General features: G+C 64.8%; 22 protein-coding genes and 1 pseudogene. 12 read left to right on the plus strand and 11 right to left on the minus strand.

Features of this window, described 5'->3' with window-relative positions; genetic code table 11:
- Positions 1-8: 8 nt before the first annotated feature.
- Positions 9-290 carry a 30S ribosomal protein S6 gene (gene rpsF / locus AC5ZH6_RS26965; RefSeq protein WP_006373164.1) on the minus strand — a complete coding sequence of 94 codons (282 nt, stop codon included), beginning with the start codon at positions 288-290 and terminating at the stop codon, positions 9-11.
- Between the two features lie 196 nt (positions 291-486).
- Here rpsF and AC5ZH6_RS26970 point away from each other — a divergent pair, with 196 nt between their 5' ends.
- From AC5ZH6_RS26970 to AC5ZH6_RS26980, 3 genes are all read left to right on the plus strand, one after another.
- Entirely contained in the window at positions 487-885 is a 399-nt protein-coding gene (locus AC5ZH6_RS26970; protein ID WP_006373165.1) for a VOC family protein, read from the plus strand.
- Between the two features lie 119 nt (positions 886-1,004).
- The gene (locus AC5ZH6_RS26975) at positions 1,005-2,456 is read left to right on the plus strand and encodes a membrane protein (protein ID WP_006373166.1); all 1,452 of its coding nucleotides are present in this window, start codon (positions 1,005-1,007) and stop codon (positions 2,454-2,456) included.
- Complete coding sequence (locus AC5ZH6_RS26980; protein WP_006373167.1) at positions 2,453-3,034, plus strand: GNAT family N-acetyltransferase; 582 nt, start codon at positions 2,453-2,455, stop codon at positions 3,032-3,034. The genes AC5ZH6_RS26975 and AC5ZH6_RS26980 overlap by 4 nt, the downstream gene beginning before the upstream one ends.
- Here the strand turns inward: AC5ZH6_RS26980 and AC5ZH6_RS26985 are convergent.
- The 3 genes from AC5ZH6_RS26985 to AC5ZH6_RS26995 form a co-directional block, all read right to left on the minus strand.
- Entirely contained in the window at positions 3,031-4,638 is a 1,608-nt protein-coding gene (locus AC5ZH6_RS26985; protein ID WP_006373168.1) for a glycosyltransferase family 87 protein, read from the minus strand. The genes AC5ZH6_RS26980 and AC5ZH6_RS26985 overlap by 4 nt on opposite strands.
- Positions 4,631-6,922, minus strand: a complete 2,292-nt coding sequence (locus AC5ZH6_RS26990) for a transglycosylase domain-containing protein (protein WP_006373169.1) — start codon at positions 6,920-6,922, stop codon at positions 4,631-4,633. Before AC5ZH6_RS26990 ends, AC5ZH6_RS26985 begins: the two co-directional genes overlap by 8 nt.
- 160 nt (positions 6,923-7,082) lie before the next feature.
- On the minus strand, positions 7,083-7,472 hold the full coding sequence (locus tag AC5ZH6_RS26995; protein ID WP_006373170.1) for a DUF5318 family protein: 390 nt from the start codon (positions 7,470-7,472) through the stop codon (positions 7,083-7,085).
- Positions 7,473-7,649: 177 nt separating this feature from the next.
- Here AC5ZH6_RS26995 and AC5ZH6_RS27000 point away from each other — a divergent pair, with 177 nt between their 5' ends.
- Together AC5ZH6_RS27000 and AC5ZH6_RS27005 are read left to right on the plus strand one after the other, a co-directional pair.
- Entirely contained in the window at positions 7,650-8,363 is a 714-nt protein-coding gene (locus AC5ZH6_RS27000) for a PadR family transcriptional regulator (RefSeq protein ID WP_006373171.1), read from the plus strand.
- Positions 8,356-9,444, plus strand: a complete 1,089-nt coding sequence (locus AC5ZH6_RS27005; protein WP_006373172.1) for an inositol-3-phosphate synthase — start codon at positions 8,356-8,358, stop codon at positions 9,442-9,444. Before AC5ZH6_RS27000 ends, AC5ZH6_RS27005 begins: the two co-directional genes overlap by 8 nt.
- Before the next feature lie 72 nt (positions 9,445-9,516).
- Here AC5ZH6_RS27005 and AC5ZH6_RS27010 read toward each other — a convergent pair whose 3' ends face one another.
- Positions 9,517-10,200: an IS1096 element passenger TnpR family protein gene (locus tag AC5ZH6_RS27010; RefSeq protein ID WP_240524039.1), complete on the minus strand. Its 684-nt coding sequence runs from the start codon at positions 10,198-10,200 to the stop codon at positions 9,517-9,519.
- A gap of 159 nt (positions 10,201-10,359) precedes the next feature.
- Entirely contained in the window at positions 10,360-11,379 is a 1,020-nt protein-coding gene (locus AC5ZH6_RS27015; protein ID WP_288338263.1) for a hypothetical protein, read from the minus strand.
- Positions 11,380-11,535: 156 nt separating this feature from the next.
- Between AC5ZH6_RS27015 and AC5ZH6_RS27020 the strand changes: the two genes are divergently transcribed.
- The 3 genes and pseudogenes from AC5ZH6_RS27020 (at position 11,536) to AC5ZH6_RS27030 (ending at position 14,832) form a co-directional block, all read left to right on the plus strand.
- Entirely contained in the window at positions 11,536-12,306 is a 771-nt protein-coding gene (locus tag AC5ZH6_RS27020; RefSeq protein ID WP_288338262.1) for an HNH endonuclease family protein, read from the plus strand.
- A gap of 80 nt (positions 12,307-12,386) precedes the next feature.
- Positions 12,387-13,328 carry a quinone oxidoreductase family protein gene (locus tag AC5ZH6_RS27025; RefSeq protein WP_288338261.1) on the plus strand — a complete coding sequence of 314 codons (942 nt, stop codon included), beginning with the start codon at positions 12,387-12,389 and terminating at the stop codon, positions 13,326-13,328.
- Between the two features lie 310 nt (positions 13,329-13,638).
- A pseudogene (locus AC5ZH6_RS27030) lies at positions 13,639-14,832 on the plus strand (IS110 family RNA-guided transposase).
- 349 nt (positions 14,833-15,181) lie between these two features.
- Here the strand turns inward: AC5ZH6_RS27030 and AC5ZH6_RS27035 are convergent.
- Positions 15,182-16,326 (minus strand): IS3 family transposase gene (locus tag AC5ZH6_RS27035; RefSeq protein WP_496168045.1). Its coding sequence is split into 2 segments (ribosomal slippage): positions 15,182-16,059 and positions 16,059-16,326, totalling 1,146 coding nucleotides; the frame shifts between segments, so codons are not numbered across the junction.
- A 635-nt stretch (positions 16,327-16,961) separates the two neighbouring features.
- Complete coding sequence (locus AC5ZH6_RS27040; protein ID WP_155828444.1) at positions 16,962-17,555, minus strand: helix-turn-helix transcriptional regulator; 594 nt, start codon at positions 17,553-17,555, stop codon at positions 16,962-16,964.
- A 201-nt stretch (positions 17,556-17,756) separates the two neighbouring features.
- On the opposite strand from AC5ZH6_RS27040, the gene AC5ZH6_RS27045 reads away from it, so the two are divergent.
- Positions 17,757-18,491 (plus strand): MSMEG_1198 family transcriptional regulator, encoded by a 735-nt coding sequence (locus AC5ZH6_RS27045; RefSeq protein ID WP_139765870.1) that lies wholly within the window; start codon positions 17,757-17,759, stop codon positions 18,489-18,491.
- 84 nt (positions 18,492-18,575) lie between these two features.
- Here AC5ZH6_RS27045 and AC5ZH6_RS27050 read toward each other — a convergent pair whose 3' ends face one another.
- Complete coding sequence (locus tag AC5ZH6_RS27050; RefSeq protein WP_288338265.1) at positions 18,576-19,604, minus strand: ThiF family adenylyltransferase; 1,029 nt, start codon at positions 19,602-19,604, stop codon at positions 18,576-18,578.
- Complete coding sequence (locus AC5ZH6_RS27055) at positions 19,604-21,025, minus strand: phenylacetate--CoA ligase family protein (RefSeq protein WP_288338259.1); 1,422 nt, start codon at positions 21,023-21,025, stop codon at positions 19,604-19,606. Before AC5ZH6_RS27055 ends, AC5ZH6_RS27050 begins: the two co-directional genes overlap by 1 nt.
- Positions 21,026-21,265: 240 nt before the next feature.
- On the opposite strand from AC5ZH6_RS27055, the gene AC5ZH6_RS27060 reads away from it, so the two are divergent.
- Together AC5ZH6_RS27060 and AC5ZH6_RS27065 are read left to right on the plus strand one after the other, a co-directional pair.
- Entirely contained in the window at positions 21,266-21,904 is a 639-nt protein-coding gene (locus AC5ZH6_RS27060; protein ID WP_288338258.1) for a helix-turn-helix transcriptional regulator, read from the plus strand.
- A 121-nt stretch (positions 21,905-22,025) separates the two neighbouring features.
- Positions 22,026-22,742, plus strand: coding sequence for a hypothetical protein (locus AC5ZH6_RS27065; protein WP_020173012.1), 717 nt, complete (start codon positions 22,026-22,028; stop codon positions 22,740-22,742).
- A 24-nt stretch (positions 22,743-22,766) separates the two neighbouring features.
- Here the strand turns inward: AC5ZH6_RS27065 and AC5ZH6_RS27070 are convergent, their stop codons facing one another.
- Positions 22,767-23,384: a response regulator transcription factor gene (locus tag AC5ZH6_RS27070; protein WP_020173011.1), complete on the minus strand. Its 618-nt coding sequence runs from the start codon at positions 23,382-23,384 to the stop codon at positions 22,767-22,769.
- A 189-nt stretch (positions 23,385-23,573) separates the two neighbouring features.
- On the opposite strand from AC5ZH6_RS27070, the gene AC5ZH6_RS27075 reads away from it, so the two are divergent.
- Positions 23,574-24,845 carry a hypothetical protein gene (locus AC5ZH6_RS27075; RefSeq protein WP_020173010.1) on the plus strand — a complete coding sequence of 424 codons (1,272 nt, stop codon included), beginning with the start codon at positions 23,574-23,576 and terminating at the stop codon, positions 24,843-24,845.
- Positions 24,846-24,865 lie beyond the last annotated feature (20 nt).

Here is a 24,865-nt window from a genome sequence, read left to right on the forward strand (position 1 = left end):
CCTGTGTACTACTTCCGGAGAACCTTGGTGCGGAGCACCGACTCGTTCAGCTTCAGCTGACGATCCAGCTCGCTGACGGTGTTCGGCTCGGCGTTCAGGTCGATGACGGCGTAGATGCCCTCACTGTGCTTGGCGATCTCGTAGGCGAGACGGCGCTTGCCCCAGATGTCGACGTTGTCGACCTTGCCGCCGTCCTTGCGGACCACGTTCAGGAACGTGTCCAGGGACGGAGCAACGGTGCGCTCGTCGAGACTCGGGTCGAGGATGACCATCAATTCGTAATGACGCATGTGACCACATCACCTCCTATGGGCTCATCGGCCACGGACTGTCCGTGGCAGGAGGGTCGCCTGCGTCGGCAACCGTTCCAAGATACACGAGGTACCCCTGACCAGCGAAATCGCGCTCCACAGCCGATCGCGGACACGATCTGGCCGCTATCGGCTGCACGCTGGCGGCATCACATCCGAGAAAGGGCGCACCCTCATGTACTTCGCAGCCACCCGCATCCTCACCGACGACGTCGACGGTCTGGTCGGCTTCTACGAGACGGTCACCGGCCTACGCGCGAACCGTCTGCATCCGCTGTTCGCCGAGTTCACCACCGATTACGGCACCCTGGCCATCGCGTCGTCGACGACCATCACGGCGATGGGCGACGACGTACTCACCGCCGCGTCGAACCGCTCGGTGATCCTCGATTTCCTCGTCGGCGATGTCGACGAGGTGTATCGACGTCTCACCAACGGGCATCTGACCGACGTCGTCGACGGATTCGTCAATGACGGCCCCACCGATATGCCGTGGGGCAATCGCTCGTTTCTCCTGCGCGATCCCGACGGGAACCTGGTGAACTTCTACGCACCTCTCGCCGACCGGGACTGACCCCGCATCGGAGCGGCCCCGATCCCGACTGACCGGTCCGTCGGGATTGGGAGTGAGCCAAGTCACCGTTCGCCGGTCGATTTCATGGTGCGCGGGGCGTTCCGCTTACCCTGTAGCGCATGTCCGACCGCCTGAGCACGACGTTCCGCTACGGGCGCGTCACCCTGTCGCGTCGCGGGGATCTGATCCTGATCCTGACCGTGTCCCTGCTGTTGACCTTGCTGTTCATGTATTGGAGCTACGAGGTCAAGATCAAGTGCGTCGGTCCACCGTTCTTCCCGGACGGGCGCAGCCACAAGTGGCCGGTCGGCGATCCGCACGCGATCATCCCCTGCTACTCGGATCTGGCGTACCTGTGGGTGGGTCGCGACATCAACAACCACGTCTTCCCGTACATCCACGGCGGTATCGGCGCCAACGGCCAACTCTTCGGTGGTTCGGTGGAGTACCCGGTGCTCTCGGGAATCCTGATGTGGCTCGGTGCGATCGGCGCGCACACCGACGTCGACTTCTTCCGCCATTCGGCGGCGCTGCTCGCGCCGTTCGGTGTGGTGATCACCGCGATGCTCGCCGTGCTCACCCGCTGGAATGTGTTGTGGTGGGCGATGACCCCGCCGCTGATCCTCTACGCCTTCCACAACTGGGAACTGCCGGTGGTGGCGACCGCCGTCGGTGCCGTCGCCGTCATGGCCTGGGGGGCGAGCATCAAGCCGTCGACGGGCGAACGCCGAATGAGTTTGCGTACCAGCGCAATCCTCGCGTCGATCCTGCTGGCCATCGGATTCTGTCTGAAGCTCTACCCCGGATTCTTCGTGCTGCCTCTGGCGATCTATGTGTTGACCGGCGGTCTCCGCGGGCGCCGAGCGCTCGACTGGATCGGCGCGGCATGGGTGGCCATAACGGCTGCGCTCACCGTCGTCGTCATCCAGTTGCCCTTCATGGTGCTGGGATACGACGGGTGGCGCGCGGCGCTGACCTTCCAGGGCAAACGTCGCGCCGACGTGGACACCAACTCCATCTGGTACTGGGGCCTACGCCATCTCACCGGCGGCCAGGACGGCACCTACAACTCGATCGTCGGCGTGTTGTCGCCGACGCTCATCGTGTGCGCCTTCGTCGTCGCGGTGTATTTCGGCTGGCGGCAGTACAACCGGACCGGGCTGTATCCGTGGATCGGTGTCAGCGCGGCGATGCTCGCCGGTTTCATGGTGTTCCACAAGGTGCATTCGCCGCAGTACACGCTGTGGATTCTGCCGTTCTTCGTGCTGCTGCGAGTGCGCTGGCCGGTCATCGTGGCGTATCTGATCGCCGATTTCATCCTCGACACCACCATCTTCCGGTTGTTCGGCATCTATGTGTCGGGCGAGCCGATGAAGTGGTGGGTGATGGCCGGGGTCAACGTCGGCGTGTGGGTGCACGCGGTGTTGCTGGTCTATCTCATCGGCGCCTTCGTCAGCGCGGGTCTGCGCGAACCGCTCGCCTCGATCGGCCGACACCCAGACCTCACCGACGCGGCCTCGTCCGAACCCGACGACGCACCACCCGGGCAGCGCGTGCCCGCCGGGGCATGAGCGACTGGCTCGGCACCGGCCCGCTCGTCGGGGACCGGGTGACGTTGCGGCCGTTCACCATCGACGACGCCGACGCACTCGCACGGGTCGTCGGCGATCCGGCCCGATTCCGTTGGGTGCCCGGCGTCCCGACCGACGCCGACTCCGCGGCCCGATGGATCTCGGCGGCGCTCGCCGATCCCCAACGCCGCGTGGCCTTCGCCGTCATCGACAACACCGACGGCCGGCTCGTCGGCTCGACGAGTTTCTACGACATCGACCCGGCCAACCTGTCGGTTGCCATCGGCTACACGTTCTACGCCGAGGACGTTCAGGGCACCACGGTGAACCCGACCGCCAAATACCTGTTGATGCACCACGCCTTCGAGCAGTGCGGGGCCGTCCGGCTGGTTTGGCACACCCACGAGAGCAACACCCAATCCCGGGCCGCCATCGCCAAATTGGGCGCCACCTTCGAGGGGCTGCTCCGCAAACACCGACGCTTCGGTGACGGCTGGCGCACCACCGCGCAGTTCGCGATGATCGACGAGGACTGGCCGGCTGCGAAAGCTGCTCTGCGGGAGCGGATTCGGGGCTAGGGGTACGCCCCGACCTCCTCAATCACGGTCTCCTCGTCCGCAGCCCTCCGGGTGCGTCGCGTCCGCCCCAGCGATAGCCGATCCGCCGCACCGTCGAGCACCCCACCCGCCGGGTCGTCGAGTTCGTTGCCCTCGTTGTCGCGGCGCATCAGGTCGTTCTCGGGCCGCAGGACCTGCCAGATGACGATGATGCAGAGCGCGATCACGAACAGTGCCCGGATCACGATGATCGTGGTGAACCACTCCTGCGGCAACCACTTTCGGCTGGGATCGATGAACAGCGACATCCGCGGAATCCACACGAGGGCGTCGATGGTCATCCACGCGAGCAGCAGGCGCGTGTGCGGGATGGCCAGCACCGCCAGCGGCACCAGCCACAGCGAGTACTGCGGGCTCCACACCTTGTTGACGAGTAGGAACCCGGCAACGATCAGGAAGGCCACCTGCGCGACGCGGGGTCGGCGTGGCGCAGCCATGCACAACCACCCGATGCCGAGGACGACGAGAATCATCAGCCCCAACGAGACGATGTTGAGGACGTCGACCTTCCACGTGGCACCGACCGCCTTGGCGGCCAGACGCAACAGGGTGTCGGCGTCGGCGCCGCGGTCGGAATTGAGCCGGAAGAACTCGTACCAGCCGTGGGGATACAGGATGAGGATCGGTAGGTTCACCGCGGTCCACGCGATCACCGCCGCCGCGGCCGCCGCGCACCAGTCGCGCATCTTGCCCGACCGCAGACACAGGAAGAACAGCACCACCAGCAACAGCAGCGGATAGAACTTGGCGGCTGTCCCCAGACCGATGAACATGCCTGCGAGCCAAGGCTTCCTGCGCGCCCAGCACAGCAGGGCCACGGCCAGGGCTGCGGTGGCGATGGCGTCGAAGTTGGTGAAGGCATGCACGATCACCAGCGGGGAGACGGCCGCGAGCCACGCCGCCCAGATACGCGTCCGAGCGGTCAGTGCGGTGGCCCAGACCGTGACCAACCAGAACAGTGCCAAACCCAGAGCGGCGACGTCGAAATAGAGCACTGCGGGCAACGCACCCGGGATGCCCCAACGGTCCGATGCCGACGCCCATTCACGACCCAGCCAGGCCGTGGCGTACATGTACATCCCGGTGATCACCGGATATTCCATGTACCGCTTGATCTCCTGGCCGTCGCCGTTCTTCTCGAACCAGAAGGTCTTGTACGGGAATTCGCCCCTGTCGAGTTGTTCGGCACCGAAGAGCGAGATGACGTCGGAGTAGCAGAGGTCGGTGAACTGACGCTGATCATCGCGGTCGAGTTTCACCGCGGGCTGCCCCTGGCCCGGATTCACCACCACTTCCTGCTGCAGGCAACCGGCCTTGCCGAACCAGCTCAGCGCCAACGTGCACAGCGCGAGCAGAAACAACACCCGGATCGGCGTCCAATGACGGCTGCGTCCCACCGCTGCGTGCGCACCGAGGGGGCCGCCGACGGCCCGCGAGGCCTCGGCGACCACCGGATCGTGGTGGCTCGGGATCAGCCGACGCGTGTCGGTACGAAGGTCGGCGGCCGGCGGCGCGGGACTGTCGTCGGCGACCTCGTCGGTCGGCGGCGGAGTCCCGTCAGCCACCGGGCGCAGGGACCGCTCCTTCGTCGCCGGTACCGCCCTCGCCGCGGGTGCCGCCTCCGGTACCGCCGTTGCCGGTGCCACCACCGGTGCCGCCGTCACCGGCACCACCGCTGGTACCGCCGTCACCGCGCTCCGCGCCACCCGGGACCGGGATGGTGATGCCTGGTGCGATGGTGATCGCTCCCCCACCTCCCGGATAGTCGGGGGTCGGCGTCCGTTGACGCGTCGACGGATAGTTGTTGTTGTACGAGGTGGGCGGCGGCTCGTACGGGACGCCGGCCTGGCCACCGACCGCTGCGGGCTCGGGGAACTGCTCGATGGGCTGGCCCTCGAGTGCGTCGTCCATGCCGCGCTTCCAGATCTGCGCCGACAGACCGCTGCCGTAGACCATCGACCCGCTGGCGTTGACCAGGGCGGTGCCCTTGTCGGTGCCCACCCACACCGCGGTCGAGAGCTGCGGGGTGTAACCGACCATCCACGCGTCCTTGTTCTGGCCGGTGTTACCCAGCTGCGCGGTGCCGGTCTTGGCCGCCGACGGACGCGAACCCAGCTCGTCGTCGTAGAGGTTGTTGTTGTTGGAGTACGCCGCGATCGGCTCGAGCGCCGCGGTCACGTTGTCGGCGACCTTGGCCGGGAACACGCGCTTGCCCGGGTCGGGCTGGCGCTCGTAGAGCACGTCGCCGGTGGAGGTCTCCACCTTCTGCACGAAGTGCGGAGCACGGTAGATACCGGATGCGGCGAAGGTGGCGTAGGCCGAGGCCATGTCGATGACGCGGGACGGGTACTGCCCGAGCACCACACCGCCCTGCACGCTGCCGTTGGATTCCTGCAGAGTGTGCGCGATGTCGCCGAAGGACTCCGCGATACCGGCGGCATGCGCGGCATCGGCGACGTCCTGCGCCTGGTTCTTGAGGTCCATCATCAACCGGTAGTACACGGTGTTCAGTGACATCTTCATCGCGGTCGCGAGGTTGCACGAGCCGCAGCTCTCACCGTCGGAGTTCTCAATGGTCAGCCCGCTCGGGGTCTGATATGGCGCCGAGCTGTACACCTTCGACAGGGGGATGTCCTGCTCGAGCGCCGCGGCGAGGGCGAACACCTTGAACGACGATCCGGTCTGCAGACCCGCCTGCGCATAGTCCCAGCCCTGGGCGTCGTCGCCGCCGTAATAGCCCGCGACCCCACCGGTACGGGGATCGATCGACACGGCGGCGTCGCGGATCTGCGCCGGCTCGCCGACGAGAATCCCGTTGGGGCACTTGTAGATGTCGTTGTCGCGGCACGCCGCCTGCACGAGGCCGTTCTGCACCTGCGGATCGATCGTCGTGGTGATCTTCAAGCCCTCGGTGCGGACCTGCTGCTCGGAGATGCCGAGATCGGCGAGTTCGGCGAGCACCTGCCGCTTGATGAGGCCGTTGGGTCCGACAGTCTCACCGGTCGCCGTCGGCGGCGGCGCCACCTTGGGATAGCGGATCGCCGCACGGTCGGCCTGGGTGATCGAACCGATCTGCACCATGCCGTCGAGCACGTAGTTCCATCGGGCCGTCGCCGCCTCCTGATTGACCGCCGGGTCGTAATAGGAAGGTGAGCGGATCGCCGCGGCAAGCACCGCCGACTCGGCGGGTGTCAGATCCTTGACGTCCTTGCGGAAGTAGGCCTGCGCAGCGGCCCCGACGCCGTAGGCGCCCCGACCGAAGTAGATGGTGTTGAGGTAGGCCGCCATGATGTCGTCCTTGGACCACTCGCTCGACATCTTGGTCGCGATCACCAGCTCACGCAGTTTGCGCTCGTAGCTGTGTTCATCGCCGACCAGCGCGTTCTTCACGTACTGCTGGGTGATGGTCGATCCACCGCCCGCGAGATCGTTGTCGGTGATGCGACCCCACACCGCGCGGGACAGCCCTCGGATGGAGAAACCGTCGTTGGTGCGGAACTCGCGGTCCTCGGCGGCGATGACGGCGTCCTGCATCGACTTGGGGATGTCGTTGATGCTGACGTCGGTGCGGTTGCCCTCCGGCGGCACGATCTTGGCCAGGGTGTTGCCCTTGGTGTCGACGATCGTGGCGACCTGGTTCTGCTTGATGTCGCCCGGGCGCGGCACGGTGACCGTCGCATAGGCGATCAAGAAACCCACGATCGCGACCAACGCGACAACCGGGACGATCAGACCGAGCGCACCCACGATCCACGCGACCAGCCGGAACCGCGAACGCTTCGGGTCCTGACCGGTCTTGGAGTCGGTGGATGTGGTGCGCCGCGACGTCGTATCGCGTGACTCGCTCATCGTCGGACCTCCCAATGAACCGCATACACCATCGGCTCGACGTTCCTCACACTACTTGTCGGCATGATTGCCGCCTGTCGGCATGTTTGCCGCCCACCACTCTGACGCACCGACGAGCCGCAGCCAAAAGCCGGACATCGATGAGGCGGCCGCGGGCCGCTTACTCGGCCACCCGGCGACGACGGGCAGAGCGCGGAGGCAGACCGGCAACGTATGACTGCACGAGATGGTTCCAGCTGCAGGTCCGGCACACCTCGACGACGTGCACGGAGAATTCCTCGGCGGTCGTGTCCAGGCGGGAGATCTCCTCGGTGGTGCGCGCGGACCCCGACACCTGGCCGAGTCTCTCGCCGAACACCCACGAGACCAACGTCACGTGCTCTTTGCGGCAGATCGGGCAGAGCGTCGAACTGGGGCGACCGTGGAACTTCGCGGCGCGCAGGAGATAAGGACTCGCGTCGCAGACCTCGGCCACGCCAACCCGCCCGGAATGGACCTGCGACAGCCGCGATCGCCGCTGGAGGGCGTAGTCGACGATCTGGCGTTGCACGTGAACCAGCGTACGTGGTCGATATCGGCGTTGTCGGTGTGACCTGCCCGTCGATTCGGGCCTGTCGAGACCACGATCGCCACCCGCAAGTCGAGGCCGATATCGACAGCGTTTATATCGGTGCGATACATTGGGCGAAAGCATCGGCACGACGAACCATCGGAGAGGGGGTCAGCGGTGCTCGAAATGGCGATCCTCGGCCTCCTGCTCGAATCCCCCATGCACGGCTATGAGCTGCGCAAACGGCTCACCGGGCTGCTTGGCGCATTCCGCGCGTTCTCCTACGGTTCGCTGTACCCGACGCTGCGTCGGATGCAGGCCGACGGGCTCATCGACGAGACCAGCGCGCCGTCGGGAGTGAAGGTGCGTCGCGGACGTCGCGTCTATCAGCTCACCGACGCCGGACGCGAACGCTTCACCGAACTCGTCGCCGACACCGGGCCGCAGAACTACACCGACGACGGATTCGGCGTGCACCTTGCCTTCTTCAGCCGCACCCCGGCGATCGCCCGGATGCGCATCCTCGAGGGCCGGCGTCGTCAGGTCGAGGAGCGCCGTGAAGGCCTGCGCGAGCTCGTCGGTCGCGCCACCGGCGCCTCCGACCGCTACACCCGCCAGATGCACGAGTTGAGCCTGGAATCGAGCGAGCGCGAGGTCCGCTGGCTCAACGAGCTCATCGCCGCCGAGGCCTCGGAAGCGTCGTCATCGGCGGCGTCGGCATCAGCCCCCACAGATTTCCCGGCCACCACGTCACCGACGTCAGGTACGTCACCGACGACCGGTGCCGAGGAGCAGGAAGAAACCGAGCAGGACGAACCGCTCGGTCGAACCCCCGTGTCGCAGCCCAGTGCTGCGGCCCGACAAGAAAAAGGAGAACCCGACCATGGGTGAGCCCAATAAGGTGCGCGTGGCCATTGTGGGCGTAGGAAACTGCGCTTCATCCCTGGTCCAGGGCGTGCAGTACTACCAGGACGCCGACGAGAACGCGACCGTGCCCGGCCTGATGCACGTGAAGTTCGGCCCCTACCACGTGCGCGACGTCGAGTTCGTCGCCGCGTTCGACGTCGACGCCAAGAAGGTCGGCTTCGACCTGTCCGACGCGATCTTCGCGAGCGAGAACAACACCATCAAGATCGCCGACGTGGCGCCGACCGGCGTCACCGTGCAGCGCGGTCACACTCTCGACGGTCTCGGCAAGTACTACCGCGAGACCATCACCGAGGCCGACGGCGACGGCGTCGACGTGGTGCAGACCCTCAAGGACAACGAGGTCGACGTCCTCGTCAGCTACCTGCCCGTCGGATCGGATCAGGCCGACAAGTTCTACGCCCAGTGCGCGATCGACGCGAAGGTCGCCTTCGTCAACGCGCTGCCGGTCTTCATCGCCTCGGACCCGGAGTGGGCCAAGAAGTTCACCGACGCCGGTGTCCCGATCGTCGGTGACGACATCAAGAGCCAGGTCGGCGCGACCATCACCCACCGCGTGATGGCCAAGCTGTTCGAGGACCGCGGCGTCGCCCTCGACCGCACTTACCAGCTCAACGTCGGCGGCAACATGGACTTCAAGAACATGCTCGAGCGCGAGCGCCTGGAGTCGAAGAAGGTCTCCAAGACCCAGGCCGTGACCTCCAACCTGACCGGCTCGCTCGCCGGCAAGGTCGAGGACAAGAACGTTCACATCGGCCCGTCGGATCACGTCGAGTGGCTCGACGACCGCAAGTGGGCCTACGTCCGGCTCGAGGGTCGTGCCTTCGGTGACGTGCCGCTGAACCTCGAGTACAAGCTCGAGGTCTGGGACTCCCCCAACTCGGCCGGCATCATCATCGACGCCGTGCGCGCCGCCAAGATCGCCAAGGACCGCGGCATCGGCGGCCCGATCCTGCCCGCGTCGGCCTACCTCATGAAGAGCCCGCCGGAGCAGGTCGCCGACGACATCGCGCGCAAGCAGCTCGAGGAGTTCATCGAGGGCTGACGCCTGATCGTCCGACCCAGCGTTTCCGTGGCGGTTCTCCCGAAGGGGAGGACCGCCACGGTCGTTTCGGTGTCACCCGAACTCGTCCAGCAACTCCAGGAGCCGCCCGTACTCGACGTCAGGATCGCAGTGATCGGGGCCGCCGGCGGCGATGTCGATCAGCTCACTCTCACCGGTACACCACTCGACACCCTCGGTCGTGATCGTGAACGTTCTTGCGGCAGAGCCTTGCTCACGTTCACCAGGAGTCGCGTGGACATAGTGCAGTTGCGTGCCGGGAGGCTTCAGGATCCAGCCGATATCGAAGATCTGCGCCGGGTGCACGTTCCGGGCAGTCTGCTCCACGAACTCTGACGGGATGTCATACCGTCGATATCGACGCGTCCCGTCGGCGAATTCGAAGTCGGCCACGGGCCGTCCGTCGAAGATCAACTGGATGCACTCAGCCAGTTCGGACAGCAGCACCTCACCCGGCATCACCACTCTCCGCCACCGGACCACCCGGGAGTTCTCGACGAGCTCGACGCGAAGGGTGAGCACCGGATACTCGTCGTCCAGGTACTCCCCGTCATCGGGATAGAGGTCGTCCTCGCTGTCGGCGTCCCACGCCAGAAAGCGGTCCTCGTCGAGATGATGCGACGACAGCGGAGGCCGAATGTGGTTGTGCCGACGCATGTTCTGCGCTCTGCCGGCGGTACCGCGTCGGGCTTTGCGCCGAGCGCGTCGTGCGGACTTGTCGATCGATTGTCTCCCCATGCCGGTGACGATATCGGTGGGTACCGACAAATCCGACAGACCTCACATCACTACCGCCCCCGCCCTCGCCTCCGCGAATTGCTCTTGCGCCGCCGATGCTCTTCTCGACGAAGATACTGCTGGTGCTCGAACCCCTTCATTGCAACACTGAGCGGTCCCTCAAGACCTTGGGGCACAACGTATTTGCCGTCCTCCAGACGCATCCACCCGTAGGTGATCATCTCGTCGAGGGCCTCGCGGATCCCCCGGTTTGTCCACGTAATAGGGGTCGTCGTGAATCCGGAGTGCGATTTCCTCGGCAGCCTCGTTGTCCATCTCGTCGTCATCCTCGTCCTCGTCGTCCCACAGGGAGTCGAACCAGTCGACGCCGCGCGGGGTGGAGGACGACCCGGCATCGATGAACGCGCAGAACTCTTCGCCCGATCCGCGGTTGCTCATCGATCGTTGGTCGTCGAGGAGGCGAACCACCCACTCCGAGAAGGTATCCCGTACCTGATCGATCGGCGGGCGCCCATCGCGCCAGTCCTTGGCGCCGGGGCCGCGGTGGATCAGGCCGTCGCCGCCGTAGGAGATCAGGGCGTGCTCGGGGTTACTTGCGTACTGGATGAGCCGCGAGGCGAGCCCTGCGGAGATGCCGAGCTTCGTCGCGCACGTGTCCAGGCCCGCCGGCAGCTGGCCGCCCGGAGCGGTCGGTTTTCCCTTCCCGATCCACTTCAGGATTCCCAACAGGCTGCGCATGGGTTCGACGGACAGCAAGACCTGCCGTTCGGCGTCGAAGTCATCCAGACGCAGGCCGTCGATCGCGAAGTCCACCACGGTGCGCGCGGCCCGCAACGCCGCGGGCGTGCCGCTCCACTTTCCGGTGGACTCGGTGAAGATCAGGTACGTGTGCAGGGCGAAGCCGAGTTTCTCGCCCGGCACCAAGGTGTCGAGTGCGGCCCGAAAGGCGAGCCCTACCTCGGTGAGAATCTCGGCGTCGGTAGACGTCCAGGCGATCGGGTCGAAGTCCGGGTTCGCTTTGTCCGCCACCCGGAATGCGGCGAGAAGGTAGCGGCTCAGCAGCATTGACTCGTCGACGTCGATCTCGGGCACCTCGGCAAGCGCCCACAGGCGGTATTCGTCGACCAGTTCTACGCGTCGCGCCTCGCATTGCCGTTGTGCGGGGATGTCATCGGACATGTCTCGAGCCTACGAAGTCAGATCGGTCTCGGCGAGTCATCGGGAGCATCGATGGCGAGCACGATGCGGTCGTGAGTGTTTCCCGTGGAACAACGGTGACCTGGGCCGCCGCCCGCGGTGAGAAGGACCGTCGGGACGATCCGGCACAATCGGCCCATGCGACGACGACGTCTGGCGCTCGGGGCGTCCGTGGTTGCGATCGCCGTAGTCGCCGGCTGTGCCGCACCCGGGGACCCGGTGACCGTCACCTCACCCGGCGCGACCGCGGTGAATGACATCCCACCGAGCTCCGCGACGTCATCGTCCTCGGTCGGGACAACCGCGCCCACCGCGCTCTCCCCCGAAGCGGCGCTGGCGTGGTCGCAGCTGCGGGCTCTGCCGGTCAAGGGACGCGCACCCAAGACGGGTTACAGCCGCGCACAGTTCGGTCAGGCGTGGTCGGACGATGTGAACGTCGACGACGGTCACAACGGCTGCGATACCCGCAACGACATCCTGCGCCGCGATCTCATCGACATCGTCCTCAAGCCCGGCACGCGCGGATGCGTGGTCCTCTCGGGGACGCTGCACGATCCCTACACCGACAAGACCATCAGTTTCACGCGCGGCGCGGAGACGTCATCGGCCGTACAGATCGACCATGTCGTGGCGTTGTCGGATGCCTGGCAGAAAGGCGCGCAACAGCTGACACCGCAACAGCGCATCGACTTCGCCAACGACCCGCGCAATTTGCAGGCCACCGACGGGCCCACCAATCAGAAGAAGCGCAACGGCGACGCCGCGACCTGGCTACCCCCGAACCGTACGTATCGATGCACGTATGCGTCGCGGCAGATCGCCGTCAAGACCGCCTACCACCTGTGGGTGACCCCGGCCGAGCGGGATGCGCTGGCGCGCATCCTCGGTACGTGCTCCGTTCAGCCTTGAGCCTGGGGCCCGCAGTCCGGAGGCCGTAACCGTGAGGGCCGTAGCCTTGACGTCATGGGCCCTCGCACCGGCATCCCCACATGACCCCCGCACGCCGCTGGGTCGCCCTCGGCCCCGGCGGCCTCGATGATTTCGCCCTCACCGACGTCGATGTGCCGGCGCCCACACGTGGTGAGGTGACGATCGAGGTGACCGCCGCCGGGGTGAATCCGGCCGACCTCAAGCACGCGCTTGCCGCGACGGAGTTCCCGCTCCCGATCGGGTACGAGGTCGCGGGCCGGATCGTCGCCCTGGGCCCCGACACCGAGATCGGTTCGGGTGACGCAGCAGTCGGCGACGAGGTACTCGCCTTCCGGGTCAGAGGCGGGTACGCGACAGCGCTCACGGCGCCCGCGGAGAAGGTGTTCGCGCGGCCGGAGACCCTGGGTGTCGACGAGGCGGCCGGACTCCTGCTGGCGGGTACGACCGCCGCCGACATGCTTCGTGCGGCCAGTACCACGCGCGACGAGCTGATCGTGTTGCACGGTGCGTCGGGAGCGGTCGGGGTGGCGGTGCTGCAACTGGCGCGTCTGCGGGGAATCCGGGTCATCGGCACCGTAGGCCCCCGATCGTGCGAGCACGTACGCGACTTCGGCGGCCTGCCCGTCACGTACGGACCCGGCGTGCTCGACCGCATCCGGGCTGCCGCCGACGGTCGACCGATCGCCGCCGCGCTCGGCGCCGTCGGCACCGACGAGGCGGTCGACGCCTCACTCGATCTCGTCGCCGACCGTTCGCGGATCGTCACGATCGCCGCGCCACGGCGCGCGGCCGACGATGGGTTCCTCGCCCTCGGCGGCCGCCAGCCGGAGAGCGCAGATTTCCGGGATACGGTGCGCACCAATCTTATTCGTCTCGCCTCCGACGGCGATCTCGTCGTCCCCATTGGTGCGGTCTTCGGTCTCCAACAGGCCCGGGAGGCTCTGCGCCTGGTCTCCGACGGGCATGCCGGCGGGAAGGTCGTCCTCCGCACCGACCGGTGACCCGTCGAGCTAACACCCTCGACCAGACCTCCGGCGTGGGCGATCTGCTCGCGCAGAGCATCGGCTACGACATGTCCCCGTTACCTTCTTCGTAGCTCTTCACCAAGGGCTACGGTCGCCAGACCCGGTATGACTTCCTGCCCCTGTCGTACGCATGATCCGGGGGGTGGTGTCGCCGGGTGTGGTGGACGTCGATGGACCGCTGATAGGGACACGGCCGCTCGAACTTTGGGCAGGTCTCTTCGTAACGTGGGTGCCGGGCATGGACGTCGGATCGGCGGCCGTTCTCGCATCGACGAGGAAGGGTCTGATGAGCACTGAGTACGCCGTGTTCTGCGGCATTGACGTGGGCAAGTCCCGAACATCACGCGGTCGCGTTGACCGCAGAAGGGGCCCGTGTCTACGACAAAGCACTACCCAACGACGAAACCACACTGCGCGCGGTCTTCGACCGTATTGCTGGCTACGGCCCAATTCTGATGGTTGTGGATCAGCCGAACACGATCGGTGCACTGCCAGTCACCGTCGCTCGGGCCTGCGGACATGATGTCGGCTACTTGCCGGGACTGTCGATGCGCCGCGTGGCTGACCTGTACCCAGGTAGCGCAAAAACCGATGCCCGCGATGCGTTCATCATCGCCGACACTGCCCGCACCATGCCCCACACCCTGCGCCGCGTGGACACCGGTGATGAGACGCTGGCCGAACTCGAAGTCCTCGTCGGTTTCGACGACGACCTGGCCGGTGAGGCCACCCGGATCAGCAACCGCATCCGTGGACTACTCACCAGTATCCATCCCGCCCTCGAACGGGTCCTGGGACCACGTGTCACCCACCCGGCGGTGCTGGAAATCCTCTCCCGTCACGGCGGACCACAAGGACTACGCAAAGCTGGGCGCCGCAAACTGACCACCATCGCCACCAAGCACGCCCCCCGCATGGGTGCCCACCTCGTCGATGACATCGTCACCGCACTCGACACGCAAACAGTGACCGTGCCCGGCACCACCGCAGCCGACACCGTCCTACCCAAACTCGCGGACACCTTGAAAGAGACACTGCTACAACGAAAATCGGTCGCCGACCAGATCGAGGAGATGCTTGACGCGCACCCTCTTTCCGTAGTCCTGACCTCGATGCCCGGTATCGGAGTCAGGACCGCAGCCCGTATCCTCCTCGAAGTCGGTGACGGCTCCGCGTTCGCCACCGCCGGTCACCTGGCCGCCTACGCCGGCATCGCCCCGGTCACCCACCGATCCGGCACCTCCATCCGCGGCGAGCACCCAGCCCGATTCGGCAACCGAAACTCAAACGCGCCTTCTTCCTCTCCGCATTCGCCGCACTGCACGACCCCGCCAGCCGCGCCTACTACGACCGCAAACGCACCGAAGGAAAGAAACACAACGCCGCCCTCATCTGCCTGGCACGACGACGCTGCGACGTCCTCCACGCCATGCTCAGAAACCGCGAACTCTACCGCCAACCATCACCAGCAGCCGCTTGACAAGAACCATAGGGACACCCCCCTTTGTTGGCGGTGAAATTCACCGAGTCCACCTGATCTACGGTGTCGAGAGCTACGATGCCGACACCGGCGTCGTTATGCAGTCGAGCCTTTTTTGGAGCGACGATTCCCCGGTTCGCGAAGCGTTGACCCAGTTCGAACGCTATCTGGCAGAGGGACCGGGACTCGTTGGCCTCACGACCCACTCCCTCGCGCCGACGGGGATAACGGGCCAGCCAACCAGGGGACACTGCCTGGCTTGGAACCGAGGCCAAGACCGTTCGGCGTTTGTGGCAGGTCCCCTATAGTCGGTCCGGTCTGTTGTAGAGCCGTTCCTTCTTGTGGTTGATCAGTCGATCTCGCAGCCCACGGGATGGTGCCTGTGGGTGCATCCGGCAGCGTACTCGGCCGGGGTCTTGTAGCCCAGTCCCGAATGCCGGTGTCGGTGGTTGTGGTCGTCTTTGAAGTCGCCGATGACCACGCGGGCCTCGAGCAGCGTGGGCCAACAGTTGCGATTCAAACACTCATCGCGCAACCGGTTGTTGAACGACTCGATGAACCCTTTGTTCCACGGCGTGCCGGGTGGAATGTAAGAGATCCCCACCGACCCTGCGCAGAACGCTTGGAGGGCCTCTGAGATGAACTCAGGCCCGTTATCCATGCGCAGCACCAGCGGCGGGCCACTCCAGATCGCGAACACCTTCTCCAACTCCTCGATCAACCGCTCGGCGGTGATCGAGCGGTCCACGATGTTCAGCAGCGACTGCCGGGTGTGCTCATCAACCATCGACGCGATCTTGACCTTCTTACCATCAACGGTCGAATCAAACTGAAAGTCCAATGCCCACACTACTTTCGGTGCGTCAGCATCGATAATCGGCACCGAGGACTGCCCGGCGCGTTTGCGTCGCGGCGCGCGCCGGACCTGCAATCCCTCTTCCTTCCACAGCCGATGGATCTTCTTCTTGTTGATCTCGACCCCCTCGTCGAACCGCAGCCGCGCCCAGGCTCGCCGGAATCCGTGGCGGGGATGTGTGCGGGCATAGGTCCGCAACTGTTCGCGCAAGCCGGCGTCCGGGTCGGCGGGTGTCTGCGCCAGCGGCAGGCGCCGGTAGGTGGAGCGGGAAAGCCCAACAGCCTTGCACGCCAACCGTTCTGACATACCCATGGTGCTCTTGAGCATGTCGATGGCGGCGCGTTTGGCGGCCGGGCTCAGAATTTTCCCTTCGCCACCTCCCGCAGCGCATCCTTCTCCAACTCCGCCTCGGCCAGCAGCCGCTTGAGCCGGCTGTTCTGCTCACGCAGCTCCTTGAGCTCTTTGGCGGCATCGGCGTCCATGCCGCCGTACTGGCGGCGCCAGTTGTACAACGTGGCCGCCGACACCTCGAGCTCGCCGGCGATCTCCTCACCGGTCTTGCCTTCCGCGGCCAGCTCGTCAGCCCGGCGCAACTTGCGCACGATGTCCTCCGCCGAGTGACGCTTGCGTCCTGCCATGTTCCTCATCGTCCCTTCTACGCCCTCACCAGGGCAATCAGGACTCTAAAACAAGCCGGACGGATCTACGGGGGACACGCCATTTGCTTATGTGGGCATGTCGGGCACCGGCGCTGGTACCCGCGGGGGCATGGGCGTCACGTTCGAGGACTCCTATCCCCGAATAGGTCGACGACATCGCCGCCCGTCATCGCGACCTGAATGTCTTCGCAGCCCCGGTAGCGTGGCCGTGGCCATCGGAAATGATCGCCGTCTCGCCGCACAAGGCGAATGAGTGGATGGAACCTGGCGACTGGTCGCCGCGGTAGCCACCCTGCGGGCCCCGCAAACCGTGTGCGGTTTGCTCTCCATCGTGGCAGCAGGAGTGTCGCCGCGACCCCTTCAGAACTCGATTTCATTGGAACGGACTAAAGCCATACCAGGGGGTTGCTAGCTAGCCTGAGGCTATCGATAAGCAACGCAGGAGTTCGGAATCAGAGTGCCCGCTGTGTTCACAGCGGTTGTATCCGTGCCCAGAGTGTTATGGCGAGGGCGGCGGGTACAGCATCGCGGGACGCTTGACATGCATGAAGTGCGCGAGCACCGGCAAGATGTGTCCAACTCACGGTGGGGCCCGACTTCGATGAACGCAGAGGTCAACGCATCAACATTCGCTCACGATCAACCCAACCGTCCGCGATTAGTTCGACGAGGAGTTGCGCCCGATTGTTAACTGGCCGACCCGCTTCGATATAGCGGTTGATAACGCGCCGAAAGTGCGAACGGACCGTGCTCTCGGCAATGAAGTGCCGAGCGGCCGTGTCGCGGACCGACGATCCCAGCGCATAGGTGGTGAGCACTTCGTGCTCGCGACGGCTGAGATGCACCCGGACTCGGCCTGTGGACTCCGGGCCCACAATGCAGTCGAGCTCACGTCGCAAGCGTCCTGCGGAATGGGGCGAGTCCGCAAGCGCTATCCCACCCACGCGGTCGACGTTCACACCGATCCCGATGACCTTGGCAGGTCCTGCATAGTCGAGGTGCTCAGCCCTGCGGGCCACGACAACTTTCGTCGCCGGACTCAGGACGCTGCCACCGCGCAGGTCAGCAATGCACGCCCGATAGCCCGCGTCCTCGACCAAAGCCACCATCGCGACGTCTGTCAGGTCATGGCACGCACCCACCACAACCGGAGCGTCCGCCGCGCGATGGGTTGGGGCATTCCGCACTTGATCGGCTTGAATCGTCATCGGGCATCTCCGGTGGCAGATGGGACAGGCGGTGCAGGCGCAATGTGCGCCGGTCGGCAAACCCAAGCATCAACTGTTCGGCCCGAGAGTTCACGACCGTCCGAGACCCGTCCCCAGCGACTTTTCTTCATCTAACCCCTAAACACCCAATTCCAATGCCTGATCACGCATACATCTGACCAATAAGGCATGATTACGCATGTGACCGCTGGTTTGCGTATCCTCATTGCCTCCCCTCTCGGACACGTCGTGGCCGCACCGCTGCAGTCCGCATTCGACGACGTCACAGTGGTGGTGGCACGAGATCGCAACGAGTTTCTGAGCTCAATCTCGGCCCGTGTCCGTTTCGACGTGGTTAGCGCGGACCTGGTATTCAACCGGGCCGACCTGGAGTGGACCTTTGACGGCCTGGATGTGATCGAGGGCTTGCGAAGCGCCAACAGACTGGCTCCGGTCCTGCTCGCGACGCAAGGTCACTCAATGGAAGAGGACCACATTGCCGAAGCGCGGTTACGGTCAGACGTATCGGGTGTGGTGGCAAAGTCAGACGGCCTTGCGGTGTTCGTGGATGCACTAAAGACAATCGCTCTGGGACAGCGTCTGCCTGCGCCTCCTCCGAAGAGTCCCCGCCCCGCCCTGTTTGAGTTGTTCGGCGGCCGGCGCGGGACAACTGCGGCGCGCATGGCCGGTGCCATCGCGTCGGGCAACGCCGTCGACAACGCTTCCCTCGCCGTCGCCGCTCGCGTATCCCCGAACACCGCGAACAAGGTCGCCACCAGCTATATCGGGCCATTGATGCGGGCGCGCCACGAGCACGACGAACGGCTCACCCTCACGCAGCCCTCGGTGTACCGCTGGTGCGGCCTTCACGCCCGTTACATCGTCAGTTGGTGCCGACGACATGGCCATTCGGACGTGCTCGAGCTCCCACGCTGAGCTATCAGACACGACGGCGACGGGTGACCAACCCGCCGGTGTGGGTACCTCACGACGCGGCGCTGGTACCCACAACCGGGGGTGCTATACGGAGCCGAGGAGAAGTTCGTCGATGCGGACGCGTGCACGGCCCGAGAGCACGGTGTCACCACAGACAATTCTGCGTGCGACACATGCCCCGACCGCGCCGGCGACCGTGGAGGCCGTTCCCAGTTGCGGCCACGACGGAATCCGCCGGCCCACCACGGCGAGCGCCTCGGACACCCGCGAGGAGATGTCGTCGCCGACGATCGAACCGACGAGCCGCATCCGGTGCCTCGGATCGCGCAGATCAGCCTCACACCAGGATTCGATATCGCCCACACTTCCGTGGAAAGCGGGGTAGTCTGGATCGAGGTCATAGCGCTCGACGTCGACGATGACGTTGTCGCCGTCGTCGGTCACCATGACCAGGGGCGCGCCGGCAGCGCGTGCCTGTCGGCGGAGTTCAACCTTCGTGGGAAGGTCATCGACTTCTTCGAGGACGACGCCTGCCCGCGGGACTCCCTCTCCGCCAGATACGAACTCCCGAGCTGTCGATGGCGTGACCCCGGAGCTGAACACATCCACGCTCAAATACGGATCCGTCTCGAGCATGCGCCGATGCGCCAGTAGCGACTTCTCCATCCCGAGATCACAGACCGAACCGGTCAACCTGTTGAGGTTGGTCAAGCCGAGGGTGTCACAGTCGGCGATGCGGAAGCGACGGCCCCCCGTGAGCACGCATGTGTGCAACAGCGAGGCACCGACGCTGAGGCCTGCCACCGCAATCGTTGCCTCAGCCCACTGCTGCTGTTCGGTATCGGTGATGAGGTACCGGTTGCGGCCCGTGCGGAGACGATGAAACATGCCGGAGTCCGGGAGACGTACCAGCGTTGCACGCCACGGGAAATGGATCCATCGCGTGTGCGCATCGGGGTTGTCGCTGTCGATGGCGGGAAGGCCGGAGTCGAGTGCAGCCATCGCCGCGTACTCGTTCACGGCATCGGGCCAGGTGTCGACGATCCGAACATGACCTGCGGTCAGTTGTGTGACACGGCCACGATCTTTGCAAGGGTGCAGGATCTCGATCATCACGCCACCACCACATAGGCCTGCTTCACATCGGCACCGAACGGCCCCGTCCCGTACGCGTATAGTGTGATTCGGGGTTGGCAGCGGTCATCATCACGTTCGTCATCCAACGCTCGGAACTCCTCGTTGTTGGCTCGCAGCGACGACCGGCAGAGCCGAGAAAGTTCCTCGGGCAAGTCGTGCCCAGGTGACATCACCCCCGCCGCGAGCTCCACGTCGATCCTCAGGACCGGCTGATGATCTCCATCAGGCAGCCCGCTGACCCGGAACTTGTTCGTGATCATGTTCGCGACAGAGGGGTTCTCGAACGCCGGCACAAGGTCGCGCGGGTAGATGTTCGACGAGTAGAACGTCGTCGCGACGTCCGGCCTCCCGGTCAGCACGATGTAACCGGCATCAGGTTCAACGGCCTCTGCCAGCTCCGCGTGTGGGCACCGCTGCAAGAGAACGCCCAACTCCCGACCAGTGAACACCTTCCCGGTGTCGTTGATGCGGTAGCGAATCAGGGGAAGCGTTGAGTCAATGGTGAACAGCAGATGTCCGTCGGCATCAACCTCGGTGAACAGCCTCATCGGATTGAACTCAACAAACGTTGGCAGAGTGAGACTTTCGGCGCCAAACAGGCGCTTGCCCAGCTCGGTACCCGGTATAGCGGCCCGACGCAATGCAATGGTCAACGGCGTCTCGTGGCCCATCACACCCGCTTCGGCCGTCCCGTACATCACGCACACCCGGCGGTACTGGCCTGCGCGCCCGATCCGCTTCAGCACATGGTCACGCCACGTCTCCGTAATCGCTTCGCCCGCAAGCAGGATGCTGATGTCCTGGGCAAGCGCACTTTCGGGTGCCTGATCCAGGACGTCCTTCACCAGCGGCGGATACCCGGCGATCACCACCTTCTCGTAGTACGGCGCGAGTTCACTGAGATTCTTCACGGCCGCCCGGACATCGATTCCGGGTGTTGTCGCCGACACCCGATGTCCGCGAGCACGCAAGCCCAACACCGCCTGGTAGCTATAAGTGCCTCCGATCCACGTCCCCATGGCAAAACACACGATGACCAGCGTAGAACGATCGCCAACCTCGAAGTTCTCCGACAGTATCCGCCCGTAGATCTCGACACTCTCCGTGGCCGCAGCGCGATCCCGAGGAAAGAATGTCGGGCCGCCAGTCGACCCAGAGGTCGCCGACCACGTTCCCGCTCCAGCGATGTCGCCGTTCCAGACCATGTCCGAAAGTGACCGTCGCCGAAGATAATTGATCTTGGTGGTTACCGGAAGCGCCTCAAACTCTCGGGCACTTCCCACCGGCCGACCATCTCGGCCGTGCGCGCAGACGTGCTCCTGGTAGGCGGGGATGTGCGCGAGCGCACGGTTGGCCAAACTGATCGCATGGTCGAGATCCGGGGTTGTGGTGGTCATGAGTGGGTTCATGGTTTCCTCCTGTCGTCGTGACCTGGAGGCCGTTTCCCCACGCTGGTATCGCCACACGATAGCGACCTTTGTTTACTGCACGGATGTTGAGGATCACGAAGCGTCGAGGGTGCTCGTGCGTGATTACGCATCAACACGCAGGATTCGAGCGCGTTCTGACGCAATGCTCCGTCAAGCGTGTCGCAAGAAGTGATGACCCCCGTCCCCTTGTTCGGCAATGCTCGATCCATGAACTCACGAGCGCTGCACGACGACGATCACAACGGAGGCGACGAGATGATTGTTGCTGTGGTCATCGAGAACGACATCTTTGACTCGGCGTTGTGCGCGCTCATCGCGCGATTCGGGTTCAGCGCCGTGGCGGTGAGTCCCAGTAGTGCCGGATCCACCGAGGCCGTTGCCTCAGTGCCATCGTCGCCCAGCGTGACCTACGGCGCTGTGGTTGTACGGACAGCACATGCAAAGAAGCGAGTGCAGAGCGATCCCGCGTTCGACGACGCAGCCGTCATCGGACTCGGAATCGCTGCCGCGAACGACCGTGGAATCGACATTCCGAACGGCGCGCGCGCAACGTCGGAACTGGCGGGTTTCCTCTCCGAACTCGCGACCGGACGCGGCTCCTACGAGAACGTACGACTGACAGGCCGGGAACGTCAGATCCTGACGACCTACGCACTCGGGGCCACCATGAGCGAGACCGCAGCTGCTCATAATATCGCGGAAAGCACCGTTCGCGAGCACTATCGACGTGTCACCAACCGCTACGAAGACGCTGGGCGCCCCGTCGGCAACAAGGCCCAGCTACTCATTCGGCTCATGGCGGACGGCTGGGTCAACCCACGCGAGATCCTGCACGCGGCCTGCTGACAAGCAGGCAACCGACACTTCGAACTTGGACTGTCCGCGGGTTCCCACAAAAAGGGGATGCACACCCGCCGCCGGGTTGACCTACATTCATCGAATGGTTTACGGCACCCGATCGCAAGCTGTGGATGATGAGCGAAACAGCCTGGCCTATACCTATTTCGCGGGTCTGTTGTGCGCCATCGCCGCCGGCCAGCTGGCAGTCGCCGCCGGCTCACCCACTGGAGGCGGACCTCCGGCAGGCGGCATCATCGCGATCGTGGCGTCACTGGCCATGTGGGCCAATGCGACCCCGCTGCGCACAACGATCACCGTCGGTGCCGAGTGGTTCTTCGGCCTCATCGCCGTGGTAGCACTCATCCCGGCGCTCCTTGCGCTCTTCACCGGGGATTGTGGCGTTGGAACGAATGCGGCCGCGGCCATCTTAACGATGATCGTGTTCGTGTTGACCTTCGCCTGCACGCTGATCTTCTTTCTCTATCGGGGTCTACGGATCGGCCAACTTCGGTACATCGGGTTGGGCTTGTTCGGATTTGTCGAGATGGTTCTGTTCTGGAGTGAACCAGCGTCACGCACCTACCTCGGCGACGGGGCCGGAGTGCTGCTGATCGCCATCGCTGCAGCGGTACTCTCTGGCGTCGTGATCGCGATCGCCCCCCGCATCGGGATGACGCTGTTGGGTGCGGTCACCGCACTCGGTGCGATCTTCGGCGCCGCAAGCGGAACTGCCACTGAGTGCACCGCACACGACGGCACGCCATCGGCGCTCGGGTTGGTGATCACCTATCTCGTTGTCGCGGGACTCCTCGGCGGCCTCGCGGCGCGTCGGCAGAACCGATAGAACCTTTCGTGGCGCACCGAGTTGTCACCCGACTCGCCGGGATTCGCAGGCGCACGCCCACGGCGAGTCCAACCAACCGTCGGCAATCAGTTCGACCATCAACTGTGCTTTGTTCTCGACGAGTCGACCGGCAGCCTCATACTTCGCGACCACGCGCCGATAATGCGCCTTCACCGTGGAGGCCGCGATGAAGTGAATGGCAGCGGTTTCCGTGACTGTGGCTCCCATGGTGTAGCTTCCCAGGACCTCGCGTTCTCGATGCGAAAGGTGAACTCGGGGCCCACCCCTGCCATTCGATCCGGGGCCAACCGCCCGGTGGAGAATGCGGCCGAGTTGCCCCACCGTGTCCGTGCCCGATAGCCAGACCACTCCCCGCCGATGCCCCCTTGTCTGACTGTCGGAGGTTCGTATCCCGATGAGTGTGGTCGCGCTGGACAGCAGTTCCTTCGGCAGCGTCCTGAGCATCAGTTCGTCAGAAACGATCAGGACGTTCGCCTTGTGACTCAAGCCAAACTCGGGACCCGCAACCGTGGCCGAGTAGCCGCACTTCTCCACCAAGGCGACGAGGGCGTGGTCCAACGCCGTTCCCGATGCGATGACGACAACGTCGGCGGCATGGCTCGGAGTTTTCTGAATCAGCATGGTGTGGAATCCGTTTCGTGAGCAGGTTCCGATCAGATGTCGGGGTGTGCATCGTTGACCGTTTCCCCACCCGGCCGTAAGCAGGCATCGCGATATCGCTCACGAGAGTCAGCATCTCGTTCTGGGGGTCTGGGGAAACGGGACTACGGCAGCGCGACCGCGCAGTCGATAGATCCTGAGGAGGACTTCATGCTCGCGAACTTCAGAGCTCACCGGTACCGCCGCCGGACCCAGAAGGTGGCCGACGAGTACTATTCACGCGCCGTCGGGCAGATCAGGCGCCTGACCGAGGACGGTTCCGCCGACACCGGTGGTGCGCTCCTCGCCGGCGAGGCCGAGATGCTGTCCCTCACCTCACGCGCGGCGACCGCAGTTGAGTCGGCGTATGCCACGAAGCTCACCGACCTCCGCACCAGTCATCAGAGCGTCGAGACCCGGCTCTCGGGACTTCGTGAACAACGCGAACGCAGTACCTCGGAGCGCCATGTCGTGAACGATCCGTGTCAGGTGGGAGCCGGACCATTGACTCTCGACGAGATGAGCACTCGCGCAGCGGAACTGACAGAACTCATTGACGACGAGACCCGTCGCGGATCGACGCGACACCGGCATCATGTCTCACGGACCTGGCGAATACTGGCCACCGGCGTCGTCATCGTCGACGTCGCGGCACTGTTCATGCTGATGCTGACCATCGAGAACACCAGCTTCCGCGCCTTTGCGCTCGACCCTGCTGCGGAGGCCGCAAAGATGATCACGGCGGCGGGCTTCGCGCTGCTCGCTGCGACCGTGTTGGCCATCGCGTCACACACCTTGGGACACGCAGTGTTTCGCCGAATCCACCGTTCAGTTCATGCGAGTGACCAAGGGTTGGGGCACCTTGCCGATAGCCGCTCCGCCATTCTGACCGGCACCGCGATGATGGTCGTGCTTTCAGCCCTGGTCGGATGGTCCATCGACCGGCGGATCGTCACGGTCGCTGAAGGCACCAAGGTGTCCGGGCTCGCCGACTGGGTCGGTGCCACCATCGGACTGTGCGCGCTGTTCGCACCGATCGTCGTCGCGGCCATTGCTGCGCTTGGGAGGTCGCCGGAAGTGGAGTTCCGAGACAGCCTGGCAGCGTTGATCACCTCTGCCGACCAGCGCCGGGCGAAGATCGACGACGAGATCGTCGCGGTCACGAAGTTGATGTCGTCAGTCGACGAGAAGTGCCGCCAGCTGCTCGTCGAGGCCGATCGCGACCTCCGCGCCGCGTTTCTTCCTGCGAACCAGCTGATCTTGCGCCTCCGCACCGAGTTCGGTCACGCCGGTGAACTCTACGTTCCGTTGCACCTTCCCGGTAACTCAGATCGGCGCGAGCTCGGTGGATGGGCGCACCTCGAGCGATTGCGGGCACTGGTCGAGCCCAATGGCACCAATCACGGATACGGCGGTCCGCATGTGGTCACCGATGCTGCCTGACGACTCCACGAGCACACCAA

The organism is Gordonia sp. YC-XJ4 (genome assembly GCF_059511865.1).